Source organism: Litorivita pollutaquae (assembly GCF_003205515.1).
In the GTDB taxonomy this organism is placed as follows: Bacteria; Pseudomonadota; Alphaproteobacteria; order Rhodobacterales; family Rhodobacteraceae; genus Litorivita; species Litorivita pollutaquae.
Genome location: NZ_KZ826482.1, coordinates 246,198 through 260,911, shown reverse-complemented (window position 1 = coordinate 260,911; position 14,714 = coordinate 246,198). Strand labels below are relative to the sequence as shown.

Sequence of the window (14,714 nt, the reverse complement as noted above, 5' to 3'; positions counted from 1 at the left end):
TCAATAGCCGCGCCAAATCCATCCGCCGCCAAAGATGCGCGGGCTTTCGGGATCGTAGAACACACATGCCTGCCCCGGCGAGACGCCTTCTTCGGGGGTGAGCAATTCCACCTCTGCTTCGGTTTCGGAAATCGGGCGCAGGATCGCAGGGCGCGGCGGACGGGTCGAGCGCACCCGCACGGTGATTTCGCGCTCTGCCACATCGGTCAACTTGCCGTCGCCGATCCAATTGATTTCGCGCACCGGAATGGTGCGGGTCGAGAGCAATTCTTTCGGCCCGACGATGACGTGCTTTTTGTCCACATCGAGGCGCACCACATAGAGCGGATCGGCCAAGCCGCCGATGCCAAGCCCACGCCGTTGGCCAATGGTATAGTGAATAACGCCATTATGCGTGCCCAGAACCTTGCCCTCAGTATCGACAATCTCGCCGGCCTCCGCCGCGCCGGGGCGCAGTTTTTCGATCACCGAGGCATAGTTGCCGTTGGGCACAAAACAGATATCCTGACTGTCGGGTTTATCCGCGACCGCCAACCCGTATTTCGCCGCCAAGGCGCGGGTGGCGTCTTTGGAGGGCAAATGGCCAAGCGGGAAACGCAGGTAGTCCAATTGCTCCGCCGTGGTCGAGAACAGGAAATAGCTTTGATCGCGGTTGGCATCGGCGGCGGAATGCAATTGCGGTCCTGCATCGCCCATCACCCGTTGGATGTAATGCCCCGTGGCCATGCAATCGGCATCCAGATCCTTGGCGGTTTCGAGCAGGTCTTTGAATTTCACCCGCTCGTTGCACCGGATGCACGGCACCGGCGTTGCACCGGCAAGGTAGCTGTCGGCAAATTCATCGATCACCGCGTCTTGGAAGATGTTCTCGTAATCCAGAACGTAATGCGGAAAGCCCATTTCTTCGGCCACGCGGCGCGCATCATGGATATCGACGCCGGCGCAACAGGCGCCTTTCTTGGCCAGGGCCGCACCATGATCGTATAGCTGCAAGGTAACGCCGACCACATCATAACCTTCCTCGGCCAACATCGCCGCGACGACAGAGCTGTCGACGCCGCCGGACATGGCCACAACCACGCGGGTTTGCGCGGGTGGTTTGGCAAAGCCGAGCGAGTTCAAAACAGGGGTGTCATCAAGCGACATAAGAGGTCTCCGGATCGGGCAATGGGTGATAATGCGGCGGCGCGGGGCGTTTACACAGTGGCGGCAGGGCGGGGCATAACAGGTATTGCCGCAATCTGTCGCCGATATATGAGGGAATATAGGAAAATGTGAACTACTCACAAGGCCGCGTTTCATAGCTCATTAATCAGCATGGGGCTAGACCATGGTATGCAATAAGGGTGTACCGCCATGTATCTCAAGAAAGTAGATGGGCCAAGAGCCGTGACGCTGAGCGACGGAACCGTGATGACACGGGCTGATTTACCGCCTGATTCGACGCGCCGATGGGTCGCATCACGCAAAGCAGCCGTTGTGCGCGGCGTTGTTTATGGTTTAATTTCACAAGACGAGGCGATGGCGCGCTACGGATTGTCCAAAGATGAATTCCGTGAATGGCTTTCAGCTGTTACAGAACACGGCGAAGAAGCGCTCAAAGCCACACAGGTGCAAAAATATCGACAACTTTAAGTTGTTTGTGTTAAAGTGGGACAATAGTAACGAGTGATTAACTAATTTCTTACACGGTTAATTCTAGTAAAAATCTAGAATAATAGCGGAGAAACGTCCCATGCGCGTGCTTTTGGTGGAAGATGACCCCACAACATCGAAAAGTATTGAGCTTATGCTGACCCATGCCAACCTGAACGTCTATACGACGGATTTGGGCGAAGAAGGCATCGATCTGGCAAAGCTTTATGATTACGATCTTATCCTTTTGGATCTCGGATTGCCCGATATGAACGGACATGAGGTTCTGCGTCAGCTGCGGCTGGCGCGTGTCGATACGCCGATCCTGATTCTCTCGGGTGCGGACGACACAGAAAACAAAATTAAAGGATTCGGTTTTGGAGCAGATGACTATCTGACCAAACCTTTCCATCGCGAAGAATTGGTGGCTCGCATCCATGCGATCATCCGCCGGTCAAAAGGCCATTCGCAATCGGTTATCAAAACCGGAAAAATTGCCGTCAATCTGGACGCGAAATCGGTGGATGTCGCGGGAAAATCCGTACATTTGACCGGCAAGGAATACCAGATGTTGGAGCTTCTGTCGCTGCGTAAGGGCACGACACTGACCAAGGAAATGTTCCTCAATCATCTCTATGGCGGAATGGATGAACCGGAGTTGAAAATCATCGACGTGTTTATTTGCAAGCTGCGCAAAAAACTCAGCACAGCCACCGGCGGCGACAATTACATCGAAACGGTTTGGGGACGCGGTTATGTTTTGCGCGATCCGGAGCCGAATGAAATCGATGATCAACGTATCGCTATGGGTGCGTAATGATCTATGCATCTGTCTGATGTAGGGGTCTAGGCAGCGCATAGAGAGTTCCATCGGATCCACTTTTTTAACCTGAGGGCTCGCCATCACAGCGTTTTTCAAAAGGTCCGTATCCTTGCGATGCGGGCCTTTCGCACGTTCGGGTTCTATCACCCGATGTCGCATCGCGGAGTTTTGCAGGCGGGTACTACTGTTGGCGTGCCGATATGGGGTTGGAACGGCTGCAGGAAAAACGCGCGGTGCCACTTTACGGGCGGGCGGGGGCGACCTATCACTTTGGCGACAAGGTGGCGTGGAACAGGGAGATGGTGGTGGCAACGCAGCAGGCAATCGAGATCGCGGTTGACGCAATGAGCGTGGACGAGGCTCGCGCCGAATTAGCCCGTTTGGCGCCGCTATTGGCAAAGGCCAATACCGCCTATCACACCGACGATGCGCCGGTGATCAGCGATGCCGAGTTCGATGCTCTCAAACGTCGCAATGCTGCGATCGAGGCGCGGTTTCCCGAGCTTAAGCGCGATGATAGCCCGACCGAACAAATCGGCGCCGCTCCGGCGGAGGGGTTTGGTAAAATCACCCACGCGGTGCGGATGCTGTCGCTCGGCAATGTGTTCACCGATGATGATCTGTATGATTTCGTGCGCGGGGTGCGCAAATTCCTGTCGCTCGACGAGGACGCGCCTTTGCTGTTTACCGCCGAGCCGAAGATTGACGGGCTCAGCCTGTCCCTACGCTATGAGAACGGCGCGCTGGTTCAGGCTGCCACCCGCGGCGACGGCGGCGTGGGCGAAAATGTCACCGCCAATGCACGGATGATCGCGGATATTCCTCACAGCTTGACGGGGGCGCCGGATGTCTTGGAGGTGCGCGGCGAAGTATATATGTCTCACGCTGATTTCGCCGCGCTCAACGCGGGCCAAGAGGCGCGCGGTGGCAAGAGCTTTGCCAATCCGCGCAACGCGGCGGCAGGATCATTGCGGCAGTTGGATGCCCAGATCACCCGTGCCCGCCCGCTCAAATTCTTTGCCTATGCCTGGGGCGAGATTTCCGCCCCTTTGGCAAAGACCCAGATGGGCGCGATTGACCGTTTGGATGCGCTTGGGTTCCCGACGAACCCTTTGACAAAGGTGTGCGAGACGGCCGATGCGATGCTTGCCCATTATGCAAGCATCGCCGAGATGCGGCCCGAGCTGGGCTATGATATCGACGGCGTGGTTTACAAAGTTGACGATTTGGCGCTGCAGGCGCGGCTCGGCTTTCGTTCGACCACGCCGCGTTGGGGGATTGCCCATAAATTTCCGGCCGAACTGGCTTGGACCCGGCTTGAAGGGATTGATATTCAGGTCGGGCGCACAGGCGCGCTCAGCCCGGTGGCGCGGCTCGACCCGGTGACTGTGGGGGGCGTTGTGGTCTCGAATGCCACCCTGCACAATGAGGATTACATCGCCGGATTGGATGCCAAGGGCGGTGAGATCAGGGGGGGCAAGGACATTCGCATTGGCGATCTGGTGCAGGTCTACCGGGCCGGTGACGTGATCCCGAAAATTGCCGATGTCGATTTGTCCAAACGTCCAAAATCGGCAAAGCCCTATGTTTTCCCTTCCACCTGCCCTGAATGTGGATCGGAAGCAATTCGCGAAGAGGGGGACGCGGTGCGCCGCTGCACGGGGGGGATCATTTGTCCTGCCCAAGCGGTGGAAAAGCTCAAACATTTTGTGTCGCGCAAAGCCTTTGATATCGACGGGTTGGGCGCGAAGCAGGTCGAACAGTTCTATGAGGACGGATGGATCAAAACTCCCGCCGATATTTTCACGCTTGAGGCGCGGTATGGCCAAGGCATGCAGCAGCTCAAGAACCGTGAGGGATGGGGCGATAAAAGCGCGAAAAAACTGTTCGATGCAATTGAAAGTAAAAGAAAAATAAGTCTGGGGAGGTTTTTGTTCTCTCTAGGGATCCGTCATGTCGGGGAACAAGTCAGCAATTTGATCGCGCGGCGCTACGGGTCATGGGCCGCACTCGAAACCGCGATGGTGGGCGCGGCGGGGTGCGCGGGGCCCGATTGGGAGGCGCTGCTCAATATCGATGGTGTGGGTGAGGTCATGGCGCGCAGTCTGGTGATGGCCTTTGCCCAACCTCAGGAACGCAAAAGCATTGAGGCATTGGCGGCGCATCTAACCATCGAGGATGCCGAACAGCCCAAAACAGACGGCAGCCCCGTTGCAGGCAAAACCGTGGTGTTTACCGGTACGTTGGAGAAAATGAGCCGCGCCGAAGCCAAGGCGCAAGCCGAACGGTTGGGCGCCAAAGTCTCCGGTTCGGTGTCGGCCAAAACCGATCTTCTGGTTGCCGGGCCCGGGGCGGGCAGCAAGGCGAAAAAGGCGGTGGAATTGGGCATTGAAACGCTGGATGAAGATGGCTGGCTTGATTTGATTGCGGGGCTCTGAGACAGATTATGAGCAGCAGACCAGAGGCGCTTTTTCCGCTGTTTGCGGCTTTGACCACGCTGGAGGGTGTTGGCCCGAAGATCGCGCAGAATTTTGCCAATATGCATGTGGAACGCCCGCGTGATCTGTTGTTGACCTTGCCGCATTCGGGCATTGATCGCAGGGTGAGGGATACGGTGCAAGGCGCTGATTTACCTGCGCATTTGACGGTTGAGGTTCTGGTGGGGCCGCATCGTCCTCCGCGCAATCGCGGCGGCGCGTATCGGATCAATGTGGAAGACAGCAAATGCGCGTTCCAATTGGTGTTCTTTCATGCAAACGATCGGTATTTAAACGCGCAATTGCCCGAAGGCGCCCGCCGTGTGGTGTCGGGTAAGGTCGAATTGTTCGATGGCATCGTGAATATGGTGCACCCCGACTATATGCTGCCTGTGGAAGAGGCCGGCAATATTCCGGTTTTTGAGCCGGTTTATCCGCTGACGGCGGGGGTGACGCGGGCGGTGATGCTCAAGGCGACCACCTCTGCGCTTTCCAAAGCTCCGGACTTGGCCGAGTGGATCGATCCGGCGCAAAAACGGGTGGAGAGCTGGCCCGATTGGCGGGCCGCACTAGAGGCCGCACACCATCCGGCACGGGCCGAAGATCTGGCGGCAACGGCTCCTGCACGGGCGCGATTGGCTTACGATGAGTTTATGGCGCATCAACTGACCTTGGGTCTTGCGCGGGCGAAAATGCGCAAAGGCAAAGGGGTGGTGTCGCGGGGCACCGGGGCGTTGCAATCGCGGGTGCTTGCGGCGTTGCCCTATCAACCGACCGGAGCGCAAAGCCGAGCTGTAGAAGAGATTGCGCATGATATGGCGCAGCCGCTCAAGATGAACCGGCTTTTGCAAGGCGATGTCGGGGCAGGCAAGACGCTGGTCGCCTTCATGGCGCTGTTGGTCGCGGTTGAGGCCGGCGGGCAGGGCGTGATGATGGCGCCGACAGAAATCCTTGCGCGTCAACATCTTGAGGGTTTGCGCCCCCTGGCTGAAAGCGCCGGCGTTGTGGTGGATATCCTTACCGGGCGTGACAAATCCGGCGCGCGGCGCGCCAAGCTTGAGGCGTTGAAATTTGGCAAAATCAATATTCTTGTCGGCACGCATGCGGTGTTTCAAAAGGATGTTGAATTTGACGATTTGCGTCTCGCGGTGGTGGACGAACAGCACCGGTTCGGGGTGCGACAGCGGCTTGAATTGGGCCGCAAGGGCGCGGGGGTGGATGTCTTGGTGATGACCGCCACGCCGATTCCGCGCAGCCTCGCCCTCGCGCAATATGGGGATATGGATGTTTCGGTTCTGGATGAAAAACCGCCCGGACGGTTGCCGATCAAGACCGCGATGATCTCGACCGGACGGATGGAGCAGGTGGTCGCGCATTTGCGCACCGCGATTGCCGAAGGGCGCCAGGCCTATTGGGTTTGCCCTTTGGTCGAGGAAAGCGAGATTATCGATTTGTCGAGCGCCGAGGAGCGGTTCAAGCACCTGCGCGCGGCGCTTGGCGAGGGGCGGGTCGGATTGGTGCACGGGCAACTGCCGCCCGATGAAAAAGACGCCGCGATGCGGGCGTTCCAAAGTGGCGAGACGGCGGTTTTGGTGGCGACCACGGTGATCGAAGTCGGCGTTGACGTGCCGAATGCTTCGATCATGGTGATCGAGCGTGCCGAAAGCTTTGGGTTGGCGCAGTTGCACCAATTGCGCGGACGGGTCGGGCGCGGCACGGCGGCCTCGACTTGTTTGCTGCTCTATCAATCGCCGCTAAGTGCCGCCGGGGAGCGGCGGTTGACTACCCTACGCGAAAGCGAAGATGGGTTTCGTATTGCCGAGGTGGATTTGGAAATGCGTGGGGCGGGCGATTTGATTGGTACGGCGCAATCAGGTCTGCCGAGATTCCGCGTTGCGGATGTGGAGGCGCAGGCGGGGTTGATGGCGACGGCCCAAAGCGATGCTCGTAAGCTCTTGGCCGAGGATCCGGACCTGACCACTGCGCGCGGGCAGGCGGCGCGCGTTCTTTTATGGTTGATGGGGCAGGACGAGGCAATTCGCTTGATATCAGTGGGTTAGCCTGAATTTATCGGCGGATGTTCCGGTCGGGATGCAATTTTATCCGCAAATGTTCTCATAAAGTTCTTTACCCTGGTTAAGATTTGTGAGAACAAAGGTGCAACGAAGCGGATCGCATGACAGCGCCGCACATCAGGAGGCACCCAAATGTTTGCTCAGATTAAAGCCGTGATTGCACGTTCGCCTGAAACCTTGTTGCAAGATGCCATTGGCGCGGCGGCGTTGATGGTCATGCTGTTGGTGGGATTGCATTTGCCCGGTCTGGTTTGATCAAACCGTTTGAGAGGCGGACGCTTTTGGGTCGTCACCGCGCCCAGCTTCGTCTCTTTTTGGCCTCATGACATGGAACTGTTATAACTTTAGAGGAGTTTAAGAACCACCTGCCTGCGTCTTTCGCTGCCATCACACCTCATCCCCATTGGGTGCGATTACTTTGGCCGATCTGTCCCTCGGTCTTCGGAGGTTGCCTAATCCCTCCGCCGGTTTCGCGAAATAAATGACGCGCACTTGCCGCCGCTTGCATCCCGCAAGCGGCGGTTTTTTTATGGGCGGGATCAGAATTTATAGGCCAAGCGCAACCCGCCCCAATGGCGGCCCTTGACGGTGATCGGTGCGGAGAGGTCTTTCATCATTGCAAAGGTTCCGCCGCCCATATCGCGGCGATAGACCTGCAACAGGAACGGTTCTTGATTACGGCCCGCTTTTAATCCCACACGATCATCAAAAATCCTGCGATTGCGGCAATGGGCCATGTTCCAATCGGGGTCGGAGCTGAGCGGATGCGAGAATTTCAGATTATGCGTCGGTAGATATCCATTTCGATCCACGGCGGCGCAGAAGACCACGCGATTGTCGATTTGCGACGCGGGTTCTTGCAAAGGTGGGAAGAGTTGGTCGGTCAGACGCAAAAACCGGGTGGTGACTTGCACCGGATCACTGCCATTGATTGGCACATAGGTTTCATCAAACAGATCACGCATCGAAATGCGGCCGCTATCGACAGCTTGGGTCAGCGCCTGCGACATTTGTCCCGCAATATCCTGCACATGCAAGATCATCGGCCCGTCCTCGGTCGAACCGCCCATGGCGACGCTGTCCTGCACCATTTTTTCCGAACGGTCGATCAGCTTTTCAACACGGGTATGGGCGACCTTGACGCCTTCGGTGTTGGATTTGAACGAGGCGTCGATGGAGGCGATAAAGGGGGTGAACGATTGCACCGCTTCATTGGCGCGCCCCGCTTCTTCGCGGATCACCCCGGTTTGGTCCTGGCTTGCCGCGACTTGCTCTTCGATGGTGACGAGGGCACGATCGGTAGCGTCGCCGCGTTCGAGCAGCGCCTCGGCTTTGATCGCTGATTTCGCCGCGCCTTCGGACAATCGTGCCACCCAATTTGACAGGCTGCCCACCGTGCCGGTGATGTCATTCGCCGCTTTTGATGTGTTCTGGCTCAAGGCATTGATTGCATCTGCGACCACGGCAAAGCCTTTGCCGGCTTCGCCGGCGCGAGCGGCTTCGATCTTGGCATTGATGGCAAGCATGTTCACCTGTGCGGCGATGGTGGCGATTTGTTCATTCGAGGTTTTTACCTCTTCGAGCATGTCGCGCACCTCTGTGCTATGATCATTAATTTGCTGCACCCATTGGGCCAGATCAATCGCGAGGTTGCTGGTTTCGCTGACAAATCCGGTTGATTCGCGCACATTTGTCAGGGCGTCCTGCGCCGATTGCGAAACTTGTCCGGCGCTTTGGAGCACCGCGGCGTTGGCCTCTGCGACGTGGGTGGATCCTTCTCTGACCGAAGCCAAAGCCATCAGTTGCGCGTCGCTTTCGGATTCGAGTTGGTCAAGAAATCCTGCAATATCGACGATTTCACGCCCAAGCGTCGAAGCGGTTTTCGACAGTTGCGACAACCGGTCACGCGCATTTTGGTCAAGCGTCGGTATGGAGAAGTCGTGATCTGGTTTCATGAGGTGCTCGCATATGGTGTGCCCATATGGCTAGCCGATAAATCCTCATAGAGCGTTAAGTCTGATCCCTGTGTCAGGCGCAGTCGCTTTGTTCCGCCTGTTCAAAGGCTTCGGCTGTGGCCTCTAACGACAAAAGAATCGAGGCGTGGCGATTTTTATACTCCCGGGCCGGTTCCAAAACCGCCAAACCGTCAAAAGGTGCGGCGGGGGCGGGAGCGCCGTCCTTGAGCATGGCGCGCAATTGATCGCGGCCGGTTTCCACTTCGGCGCGGGTGCATCCGATGAGGGCCGCGCCGACGACGGCCGCAGCGGCCTGCCCCAAAGCGCAGGCTTTGACATCTTGCCCAAACGCGCTGATCCGGCCGTCTTTGATCGATAGATCAACGGTCACGGTGGATCCGCAGAGCGGAGCGCGGCGTTTGACTGTGGCCATAGGGGCGTCCAACCGTTGATGGTGTGGAATGTTGGCCGCCAGATCAAGAATCCGGGCCGAGTATAGTTTGATCAGGTCTGTTTCGCCGCTCATTTCGGGGCCTTTCCACATCGGCGCGACATTTCGGGGATGCGGCGCTTTTCCTTTTCTGCGTTTCCCCATAGATAGGGGCAGCGCCAGAAGATGCAAAAGGTTTTCGCCATGACTGCTCCTACGACTTTCGATGCAAGCACGCTTAAATTCGACGCGGCGGGGCTTATCCCTTGTATCGCGCAAGAGGCCGAAACCGGCGAAGTGTTGATGATGGCGTGGATGAATGCCGAGGCGGTCGAGAAAACCTTGTCCACTGGACGCGTGACCTATTGGAGCCGCTCGCGGCAAAGTTTCTGGATCAAGGGCGAGAGCTCTGGCCATGTGCAGCATTTGGTTGATTTTCGGGTGGATTGCGACCGCGATTGCCTTTTGGCCATGGTGCGCCAAGAGGGGCCGGCCTGCCATACCAACCGGCGCAGTTGTTTCTACACGGCGGTCCGCGACGGGGTTGAGGTCGAGTTGATGACGCCAATGGTGGATTAGACCGATTGGTCGCCTGTGCCATGCCGCAGGAGGGTGTTAGACCGTTTGGTTAAATCCCAACATATTGAAGATGTCATTGGGGCTTGCGCCCGCCGCGCGGTAGGTCTGTAGCGATCGCGCATCGTCGCGTTTTGCGAGGCGTTTGCCATTTTCGTCGCGGATCAATTTATGGTGGTGATAGATCGGGGTCGGCAGATCCAGAAGGCTTAGCAAAATCACCTGTATCGCCGTGAAATCAAAAAGATCCTCGCCGCGCACCACATGGGTGATGCCCTGCGCGGCATCATCAAGAGCGGAGGCGAGGAAATAGGCGACGATGTTCTCGCCTTTGCGCGAGAGCACCACATCGCCAATCTCGCGGTGCGCTTGACCGGGGTCGATTGCGTGGTGACCCGCATGGGCGGCGCCGGTCTCTACAAAGTGAACCTCGCGGCCCGCTATGAGATCAAGCGCCTTGTCCAGATGCAGACGCAGCGCATCGCCGGGCTTGCGATCGGACATCGGGCGGGATTTGCACAGCTGCGGATAAACCTCATGCGTCACGCCTTCTTGCGGCGCGCTAAGCGCCGCGCGGATGTCGGCGCGGCTGCATGAACAGGGATAGAGTAAGCCCATCTTTTCGAGCCGTTGCAGAGGGGCATCGTAGCTGTCCAATTGCGCGGCCTGACTGTGCACTGGCCCGTCCCATGTGATGCCAAGCCAGCGCAGATCCGTGCAGATCAGATCGGCCCATTCGGGTTTGGACCGCTCCAAATCGGTGTCTTCCATCCGCAGTAAAAACTGCCCGCCCGCCGCCCGTGCCATCCGGTGTCCCAGCAGTGCCGAATAGGCATGGCCAAGGTGCAGCGGGCCGGTGGGACTGGGAGCGAAGCGGGTGATCATAGGGTTAGCTTTGCGCTTCAAGCCATTGATTGAATTCACCCTTGGCGCGGTCGGTGTAGGCTTTGTAGCGGTCCTTGCGTCCTCGCCGCCCGCCTTTGATGCCGCTGTCTTCGAGCGGCGCGAAAAGGCCGAAATTGACGTTCATCGGTTGAAATGTCTTGGCCTCGGCGCCGCCGGTGATGTGGTGGATCAGCGCGCCCATGGCGGAGTTTTGCGGCGCGGTCTCGATGGTGCGCCCCTGAATTTCTGCGGCGGCGAGACGTCCGGCCAACAACCCCATGGCGGCGCTTTCGACATAGCCTTCGACGCCGGTGATTTGTCCGGCGAAGCGGATGTTCGGCCGTGACTTGAGCCGCATTTGATCATCCAAAAGCGTCGGGGAATTCAGGAATGTGTTGCGGTGGATGCCGCCCAGCCGGGCAAAACGCGCCTCCTCCAGGCCGGGGATCATGCGCAGAACCTCGGTCTGCGCACCATATTTCATTTTGGTTTGAAAGCCCACGATATTAAGGAGGGTTCCCAATGCGTTATCGCGGCGCAATTGCACCACGGCATAGGCTTTTTCATCGGGCTTATGCGTGTTGGTGAGGCCCACAGGTTTCATCGGGCCAAAGCGCAGGGTTTCGCGCCCGCGTTCGGCCATCACCTCGATCGGCAAGCAGCCGTCGAAATAGCCGGCGGTTTCGCCTTCGTGAAATTCGGTCTTGTCGGCGGCCAAGAGCGCGTCGATGAAGGCCTCGTACTGGGCTTTGCTCATCGGGCAATTGAGGTAGGCTTTTTGTTCTTCTTCGGTCTCGCCTTTATCGTAACGCGATTGCATCCACGCCACGTCCATATTGATGCTTTCGGCGTAAACGATGGGGGCGATGGCGTCGAAAAACGCCAATGCGTCGGCGCCGGTTTCCTGCGCAATTGCCGCGCCCAAGGCAGAGGAGGTCAGCGGGCCGGTGGCGATGATCCAATGGCCGTCCTCGGGCAATGCGGTGATCTCGCCATATTCGACCGTGACATTCGGATGGGCGTGCAGCGTGTCATTGACCCATTGCGCAAAGGGTTCGCGGTCCACCGCCAAAGCCCCGCCCGCTGGCAGGCGATGTTTGTCGGCAGAGGCCATGATGATGCCGCCCGCCGCGCGCATTTCCCAATGCAGCAGGCCGACGGCGTTTTGTTCGCTATCGTCCGACCGAAAGCTGTTCGAGCAGACCATTTCGGCCAGATTGCCGGTTTGATGGGCAAAGGTTTCGACCGCGGGCCGCATCTCGTGGATGATGACCTTGACGCCCAATTGCGCGGCTTGCCACGCGGCTTCGGATCCGGCCATGCCGCCGCCGATGATATGCAATGTGTTTTCCATGCCTGCCATTTAGGGCAAGGCGGGGCGCAAGGGAAGAGGGCGCGGCTCAGCGGTTGGCGGTGCTGCGCCGGGTGCCTGGGGCATCGACGGGCAGACCCGAGGGCACATGCGTGGGCAAACCCAGCTGCAAGCGTTCACTGTTTGGGTCGGTCAGGCTTTCGAGAAACGCGATGAGGTCATCCATTTGGTTCTGTGTCAGCACGCGCGGGGTGATTTCGGAAGCGGCCGCGATGCGGATCATTTCCTCTTGATCACGCTGCGGGGCGAAATCGTCGGGCAGGGCGGGCAGATCATGCAATTGCGCCTGAGCCGGATCATAACCGGTTAAAGCGCCAATCGGATCAAGATGTTGGGCGATCATCGCGCGCAGGCTGCGATAGGCGCCATTGTGGCTGTAGGGCGCGGTCAGCGCCACGTTGCGCAGGGTCGGGGTGCGAAAGCAATAGGCGTCTTTTTCGATGCCCGACACGGCAAAGCGGCCGGTGTCTGCATGTGGTGCGGTGCCGTTTGCCTTGCCGGGGCCAAGAGGCGGCACCCCGATGGCATGGAACCCGTGATCGGTTTGCAGCGGGCCGGAATGACAGGCGGCGCAATCGGCCTCGCCATAAAAGAGATCCATACCGCGACGGGCAGCAGCGGACAGCGCAGTGTGATCTCCGCCAATATAGGCGTCAAAAGGGCTTTGGGTGGCGCGAAATTCAAATGCGATGTAATCGGCAAGCGCGCGGCCGATATGGGTGATATGGATCGGCTCATCCGCGCCAATCACCCAATCAAAACGGGTGCGATAGGCGCGGATCGTCTCGACGCGCGCGGCGAGCATTTGCCAAGCGCCATTCAGCCCGTGAATGCGTTCGGCGGCCACCGCATCGGCCACGGGGTTTTCGCCCTCTTGGCCGGCCATTTCATCGGGGCTGAGGATCGGCAAGATCGCTTGCGCGGCCAACACATTCGGCACAGGGCGCTCGAGGCGTCTGCCTTCTGGCATGCGGATGCCGAACCGCGCCTGTGCATCCAATTCCACACGGCCATCGTGGAACATGGTGACATATTCAAAGGCGCCGAGGTTATAAAGCGCAGGCGCATTGCGCGGAATGCGGGTGTGAGGCTCTTGGCCGTTGATGACTTCGCGCGCGGGGCCAAGGTGGCGACCGCCTTCGCCGATAGAGAGGGACATGCCGTCAGAGGTGCCAAGCGCGGGGTGATGACATGTGGCGCAAGATATATTGCGATTGCCCGAAAGCACCGGATCATAAAACAGATCACGGCCCAACAGCACAGAATTGATATTCAATGTGGGGAAGTCCGAATGGGTCACCGGCTTCGGTATGTCATAAGCCAGTGAGAGGCTGGCCTGGAGGGACATGATGACGGCGGTGACCCATATTCGCATGGCGATAATTAGCTTTTGTTATCGCCCCTACCGCTTTTATAGCAAAAGCAATTGGGGCAGGAAAGTGGCATTGTCCAAAACAGATTGGAGCAAATTTGGAAACAAAGCCCTAAAGCGTATAAAAAATAGGGGTTTAAGCAGGTAAAATTTAATAAAAATTCGAAAGGAGCGGCATGATTTTGCCCAAATTGGGCTTTTCGACCGCGTCATATACGGTTTCAAATGGCGGCGGAAGGGGGCCGTAGGTTCAATTTTGCTCTGGCTGCGGCGGGTTATTGCCGCCAATCTGGGCTGCGTTTTTCCAAAAAGGCTTGGATGCCCTCATTGGTGTCCGTATCGAGCATATTTTCCACCATCACCGCGCCAGCATAAGCATAGGCTTCGGCGGTTGGCATGGCCGCTTGGGTGTAGAAAGCTTCTTTACCGATTTTGACGGCGGCTTTGAGTTTGCTGGCGACAGTTTGCGCCAACTCCATGGTCGCCTCTTCAAGTTCCTCGGCGGGTACGGCGCGGTTGATCAACCCGATCTCGATGGCGCGGTCGGTGAGGATAAATGCGCCGGTCGAGAGCATTTCAAAGGCCTGCTTGCGCGGCACATTGCGGGTCAGCGCCACCATCGGGGTGGAGCAAAAGAGGCCAATGTTCACGCCGTTGACGCCGAATCGCGTGCCTTTGGCGGCAATGGCCATGTCGCAGGTGGCGACCAATTGGCATCCGGCGGCGGTGGCGATGCCGCTGACTTCGGCAATCACCGGTTGGGGCAGGGACTGAATGCGCGCCATCAATGCGCCGCAGCGGGCAAAAAGATCGGCAAAATATTCCGCACCGCCATCGGGAGCCGCGCGCCCGGCTTGCATTTCCTTTAAATCATGTCCGGCGCAGAAGGCTTTGCCATTGCCGGCCAAAATCACCGCACGAATGCTGTCATCTGCGGCGATGCGGTCAAAGCTGTCGTGCAAATCGGCCAGCATGGCATCGCTGAGCGCGTTGAGCTTTTCGGGTGTGTTGAGGACCAGCCGCGCGACTGCGCCCGTGTCGTGACGTTCTACAATTGCCATCTTGTCTTCTCCTCCGGTTGACGAAAGTCTAGCGCCAACAAAAGGGAGAGGAA

At 58.1% G+C, this 14,714-nt stretch carries 13 protein-coding genes; 6 read left to right on the top strand and 7 right to left on the bottom strand.

Translation table 11 applies throughout. The annotated features are described in order from the left end of the window. Positions 1 to 1,146 carry a tRNA 2-thiouridine(34) synthase MnmA gene (gene mnmA, locus DI396_RS05145; protein ID WP_110795108.1) on the bottom strand — a complete coding sequence of 382 codons (1,146 nt, stop codon included), beginning with the start codon at positions 1,144 to 1,146 and terminating at the stop codon, positions 1 to 3. Between the two features lie 210 nt (positions 1,147 to 1,356). On the opposite strand from mnmA, the gene sciP reads away from it, so the two are divergent. The 5 genes from sciP (at position 1,357) to DI396_RS16835 (ending at position 7,265) form a co-directional block, all read left to right on the top strand. Further along, entirely contained in the window at positions 1,357 to 1,635 is a 279-nt protein-coding gene (sciP, locus tag DI396_RS05140; protein WP_110795107.1) for a CtrA inhibitor SciP, read from the top strand. 100 nt (positions 1,636 to 1,735) lie between these two features. Next, on the top strand, positions 1,736 to 2,452 hold the full coding sequence (gene ctrA, locus DI396_RS05135) for a response regulator transcription factor CtrA (protein WP_110795106.1): 717 nt from the start codon (positions 1,736 to 1,738) through the stop codon (positions 2,450 to 2,452). 305 nt (positions 2,453 to 2,757) lie between these two features. After that, positions 2,758 to 4,896 (top strand): NAD-dependent DNA ligase LigA, encoded by a 2,139-nt coding sequence (ligA, locus tag DI396_RS05130; protein ID WP_110795380.1) that lies wholly within the window; start codon positions 2,758 to 2,760, stop codon positions 4,894 to 4,896. 8 nt (positions 4,897 to 4,904) lie between these two features. Continuing rightward, complete coding sequence (recG, locus tag DI396_RS05125; RefSeq protein WP_110795105.1) at positions 4,905 to 6,995, top strand: ATP-dependent DNA helicase RecG; 2,091 nt, start codon at positions 4,905 to 4,907, stop codon at positions 6,993 to 6,995. A 147-nt stretch (positions 6,996 to 7,142) separates the two neighbouring features. Next, positions 7,143 to 7,265: a hypothetical protein gene (locus DI396_RS16835; protein WP_268876830.1), complete on the top strand. Its 123-nt coding sequence runs from the start codon at positions 7,143 to 7,145 to the stop codon at positions 7,263 to 7,265. A 284-nt stretch (positions 7,266 to 7,549) separates the two neighbouring features. Here the strand turns inward: DI396_RS16835 and DI396_RS05120 are convergent, their stop codons facing one another. Both DI396_RS05120 and DI396_RS05115 read right to left on the bottom strand, forming a co-directional pair. Further along, positions 7,550 to 8,965, bottom strand: a complete 1,416-nt coding sequence (locus DI396_RS05120) for a methyl-accepting chemotaxis protein (RefSeq protein ID WP_110795104.1) — start codon at positions 8,963 to 8,965, stop codon at positions 7,550 to 7,552. A 73-nt stretch (positions 8,966 to 9,038) separates the two neighbouring features. After that, positions 9,039 to 9,491: an iron-sulfur cluster assembly scaffold protein gene (locus tag DI396_RS05115; RefSeq protein WP_110795379.1), complete on the bottom strand. Its 453-nt coding sequence runs from the start codon at positions 9,489 to 9,491 to the stop codon at positions 9,039 to 9,041. A 90-nt stretch (positions 9,492 to 9,581) separates the two neighbouring features. On the opposite strand from DI396_RS05115, the gene hisI reads away from it, so the two are divergent. Further along, the gene (gene hisI, locus DI396_RS05110) at positions 9,582 to 9,974 is read left to right on the top strand and encodes a phosphoribosyl-AMP cyclohydrolase (RefSeq protein WP_110795103.1); all 393 of its coding nucleotides are present in this window, start codon (positions 9,582 to 9,584) and stop codon (positions 9,972 to 9,974) included. 36 nt (positions 9,975 to 10,010) lie between these two features. Here hisI and gluQRS read toward each other — a convergent pair whose 3' ends face one another. The 4 genes from gluQRS to DI396_RS05090 all read right to left on the bottom strand — a co-directional run bounded on the left by gluQRS (position 10,011) and on the right by DI396_RS05090 (position 14,661). Continuing rightward, positions 10,011 to 10,856, bottom strand: a complete 846-nt coding sequence (gene gluQRS, locus DI396_RS05105) for a tRNA glutamyl-Q(34) synthetase GluQRS (RefSeq protein ID WP_110795102.1) — start codon at positions 10,854 to 10,856, stop codon at positions 10,011 to 10,013. A gap of 4 nt (positions 10,857 to 10,860) precedes the next feature. Continuing rightward, positions 10,861 to 12,210 (bottom strand): methylenetetrahydrofolate--tRNA-(uracil(54)-C(5))-methyltransferase (FADH(2)-oxidizing) TrmFO, encoded by a 1,350-nt coding sequence (gene trmFO, locus DI396_RS05100; RefSeq protein WP_110795101.1) that lies wholly within the window; start codon positions 12,208 to 12,210, stop codon positions 10,861 to 10,863. A gap of 46 nt (positions 12,211 to 12,256) precedes the next feature. Then, positions 12,257 to 13,576, bottom strand: a complete 1,320-nt coding sequence (locus tag DI396_RS05095) for a cytochrome-c peroxidase (protein WP_235851749.1) — start codon at positions 13,574 to 13,576, stop codon at positions 12,257 to 12,259. A 299-nt stretch (positions 13,577 to 13,875) separates the two neighbouring features. Continuing rightward, a complete protein-coding gene (locus DI396_RS05090) occupies positions 13,876 to 14,661 on the bottom strand; it encodes an enoyl-CoA hydratase (protein ID WP_110795099.1) in 786 nt (261 codons plus the stop codon). Positions 14,662 to 14,714: the final 53 nt, after the last annotated feature.

Excerpts from the sequence above, each read along its gene's own strand:
- mnmA (WP_110795108.1), bottom strand. The coding sequence starts at position 1,146 with ATGTCGCTTGATGACACCCCTGTTTTGAACTCGCTCGGCTTTGCCAAA.
- sciP (WP_110795107.1), top strand. The coding sequence starts at position 1,357 with ATGTATCTCAAGAAAGTAGATGGGCCAAGAGCCGTGACGCTGAGCGAC.
- ctrA (WP_110795106.1), top strand. The coding sequence starts at position 1,736 with ATGCGCGTGCTTTTGGTGGAAGATGACCCCACAACATCGAAAAGTATT.
- ligA (WP_110795380.1), top strand. The coding sequence starts at position 2,758 with ATGGTGGTGGCAACGCAGCAGGCAATCGAGATCGCGGTTGACGCAATG.
- recG (WP_110795105.1), top strand. The coding sequence starts at position 4,905 with ATGAGCAGCAGACCAGAGGCGCTTTTTCCGCTGTTTGCGGCTTTGACC.
- DI396_RS16835 (WP_268876830.1), top strand. The coding sequence starts at position 7,143 with ATGTTTGCTCAGATTAAAGCCGTGATTGCACGTTCGCCTGAAACCTTG.
- DI396_RS05120 (WP_110795104.1), bottom strand. The coding sequence starts at position 8,965 with ATGAAACCAGATCACGACTTCTCCATACCGACGCTTGACCAAAATGCG.
- DI396_RS05115 (WP_110795379.1), bottom strand. The coding sequence starts at position 9,491 with ATGAGCGGCGAAACAGACCTGATCAAACTATACTCGGCCCGGATTCTT.
- hisI (WP_110795103.1), top strand. The coding sequence starts at position 9,582 with ATGCAAAAGGTTTTCGCCATGACTGCTCCTACGACTTTCGATGCAAGC.
- gluQRS (WP_110795102.1), bottom strand. The coding sequence starts at position 10,856 with ATGATCACCCGCTTCGCTCCCAGTCCCACCGGCCCGCTGCACCTTGGC.
- trmFO (WP_110795101.1), bottom strand. The coding sequence starts at position 12,210 with ATGGAAAACACATTGCATATCATCGGCGGCGGCATGGCCGGATCCGAA.
- DI396_RS05095 (WP_235851749.1), bottom strand. The coding sequence starts at position 13,576 with ATGTCCCTCCAGGCCAGCCTCTCACTGGCTTATGACATACCGAAGCCG.
- DI396_RS05090 (WP_110795099.1), bottom strand. The coding sequence starts at position 14,661 with ATGGCAATTGTAGAACGTCACGACACGGGCGCAGTCGCGCGGCTGGTC.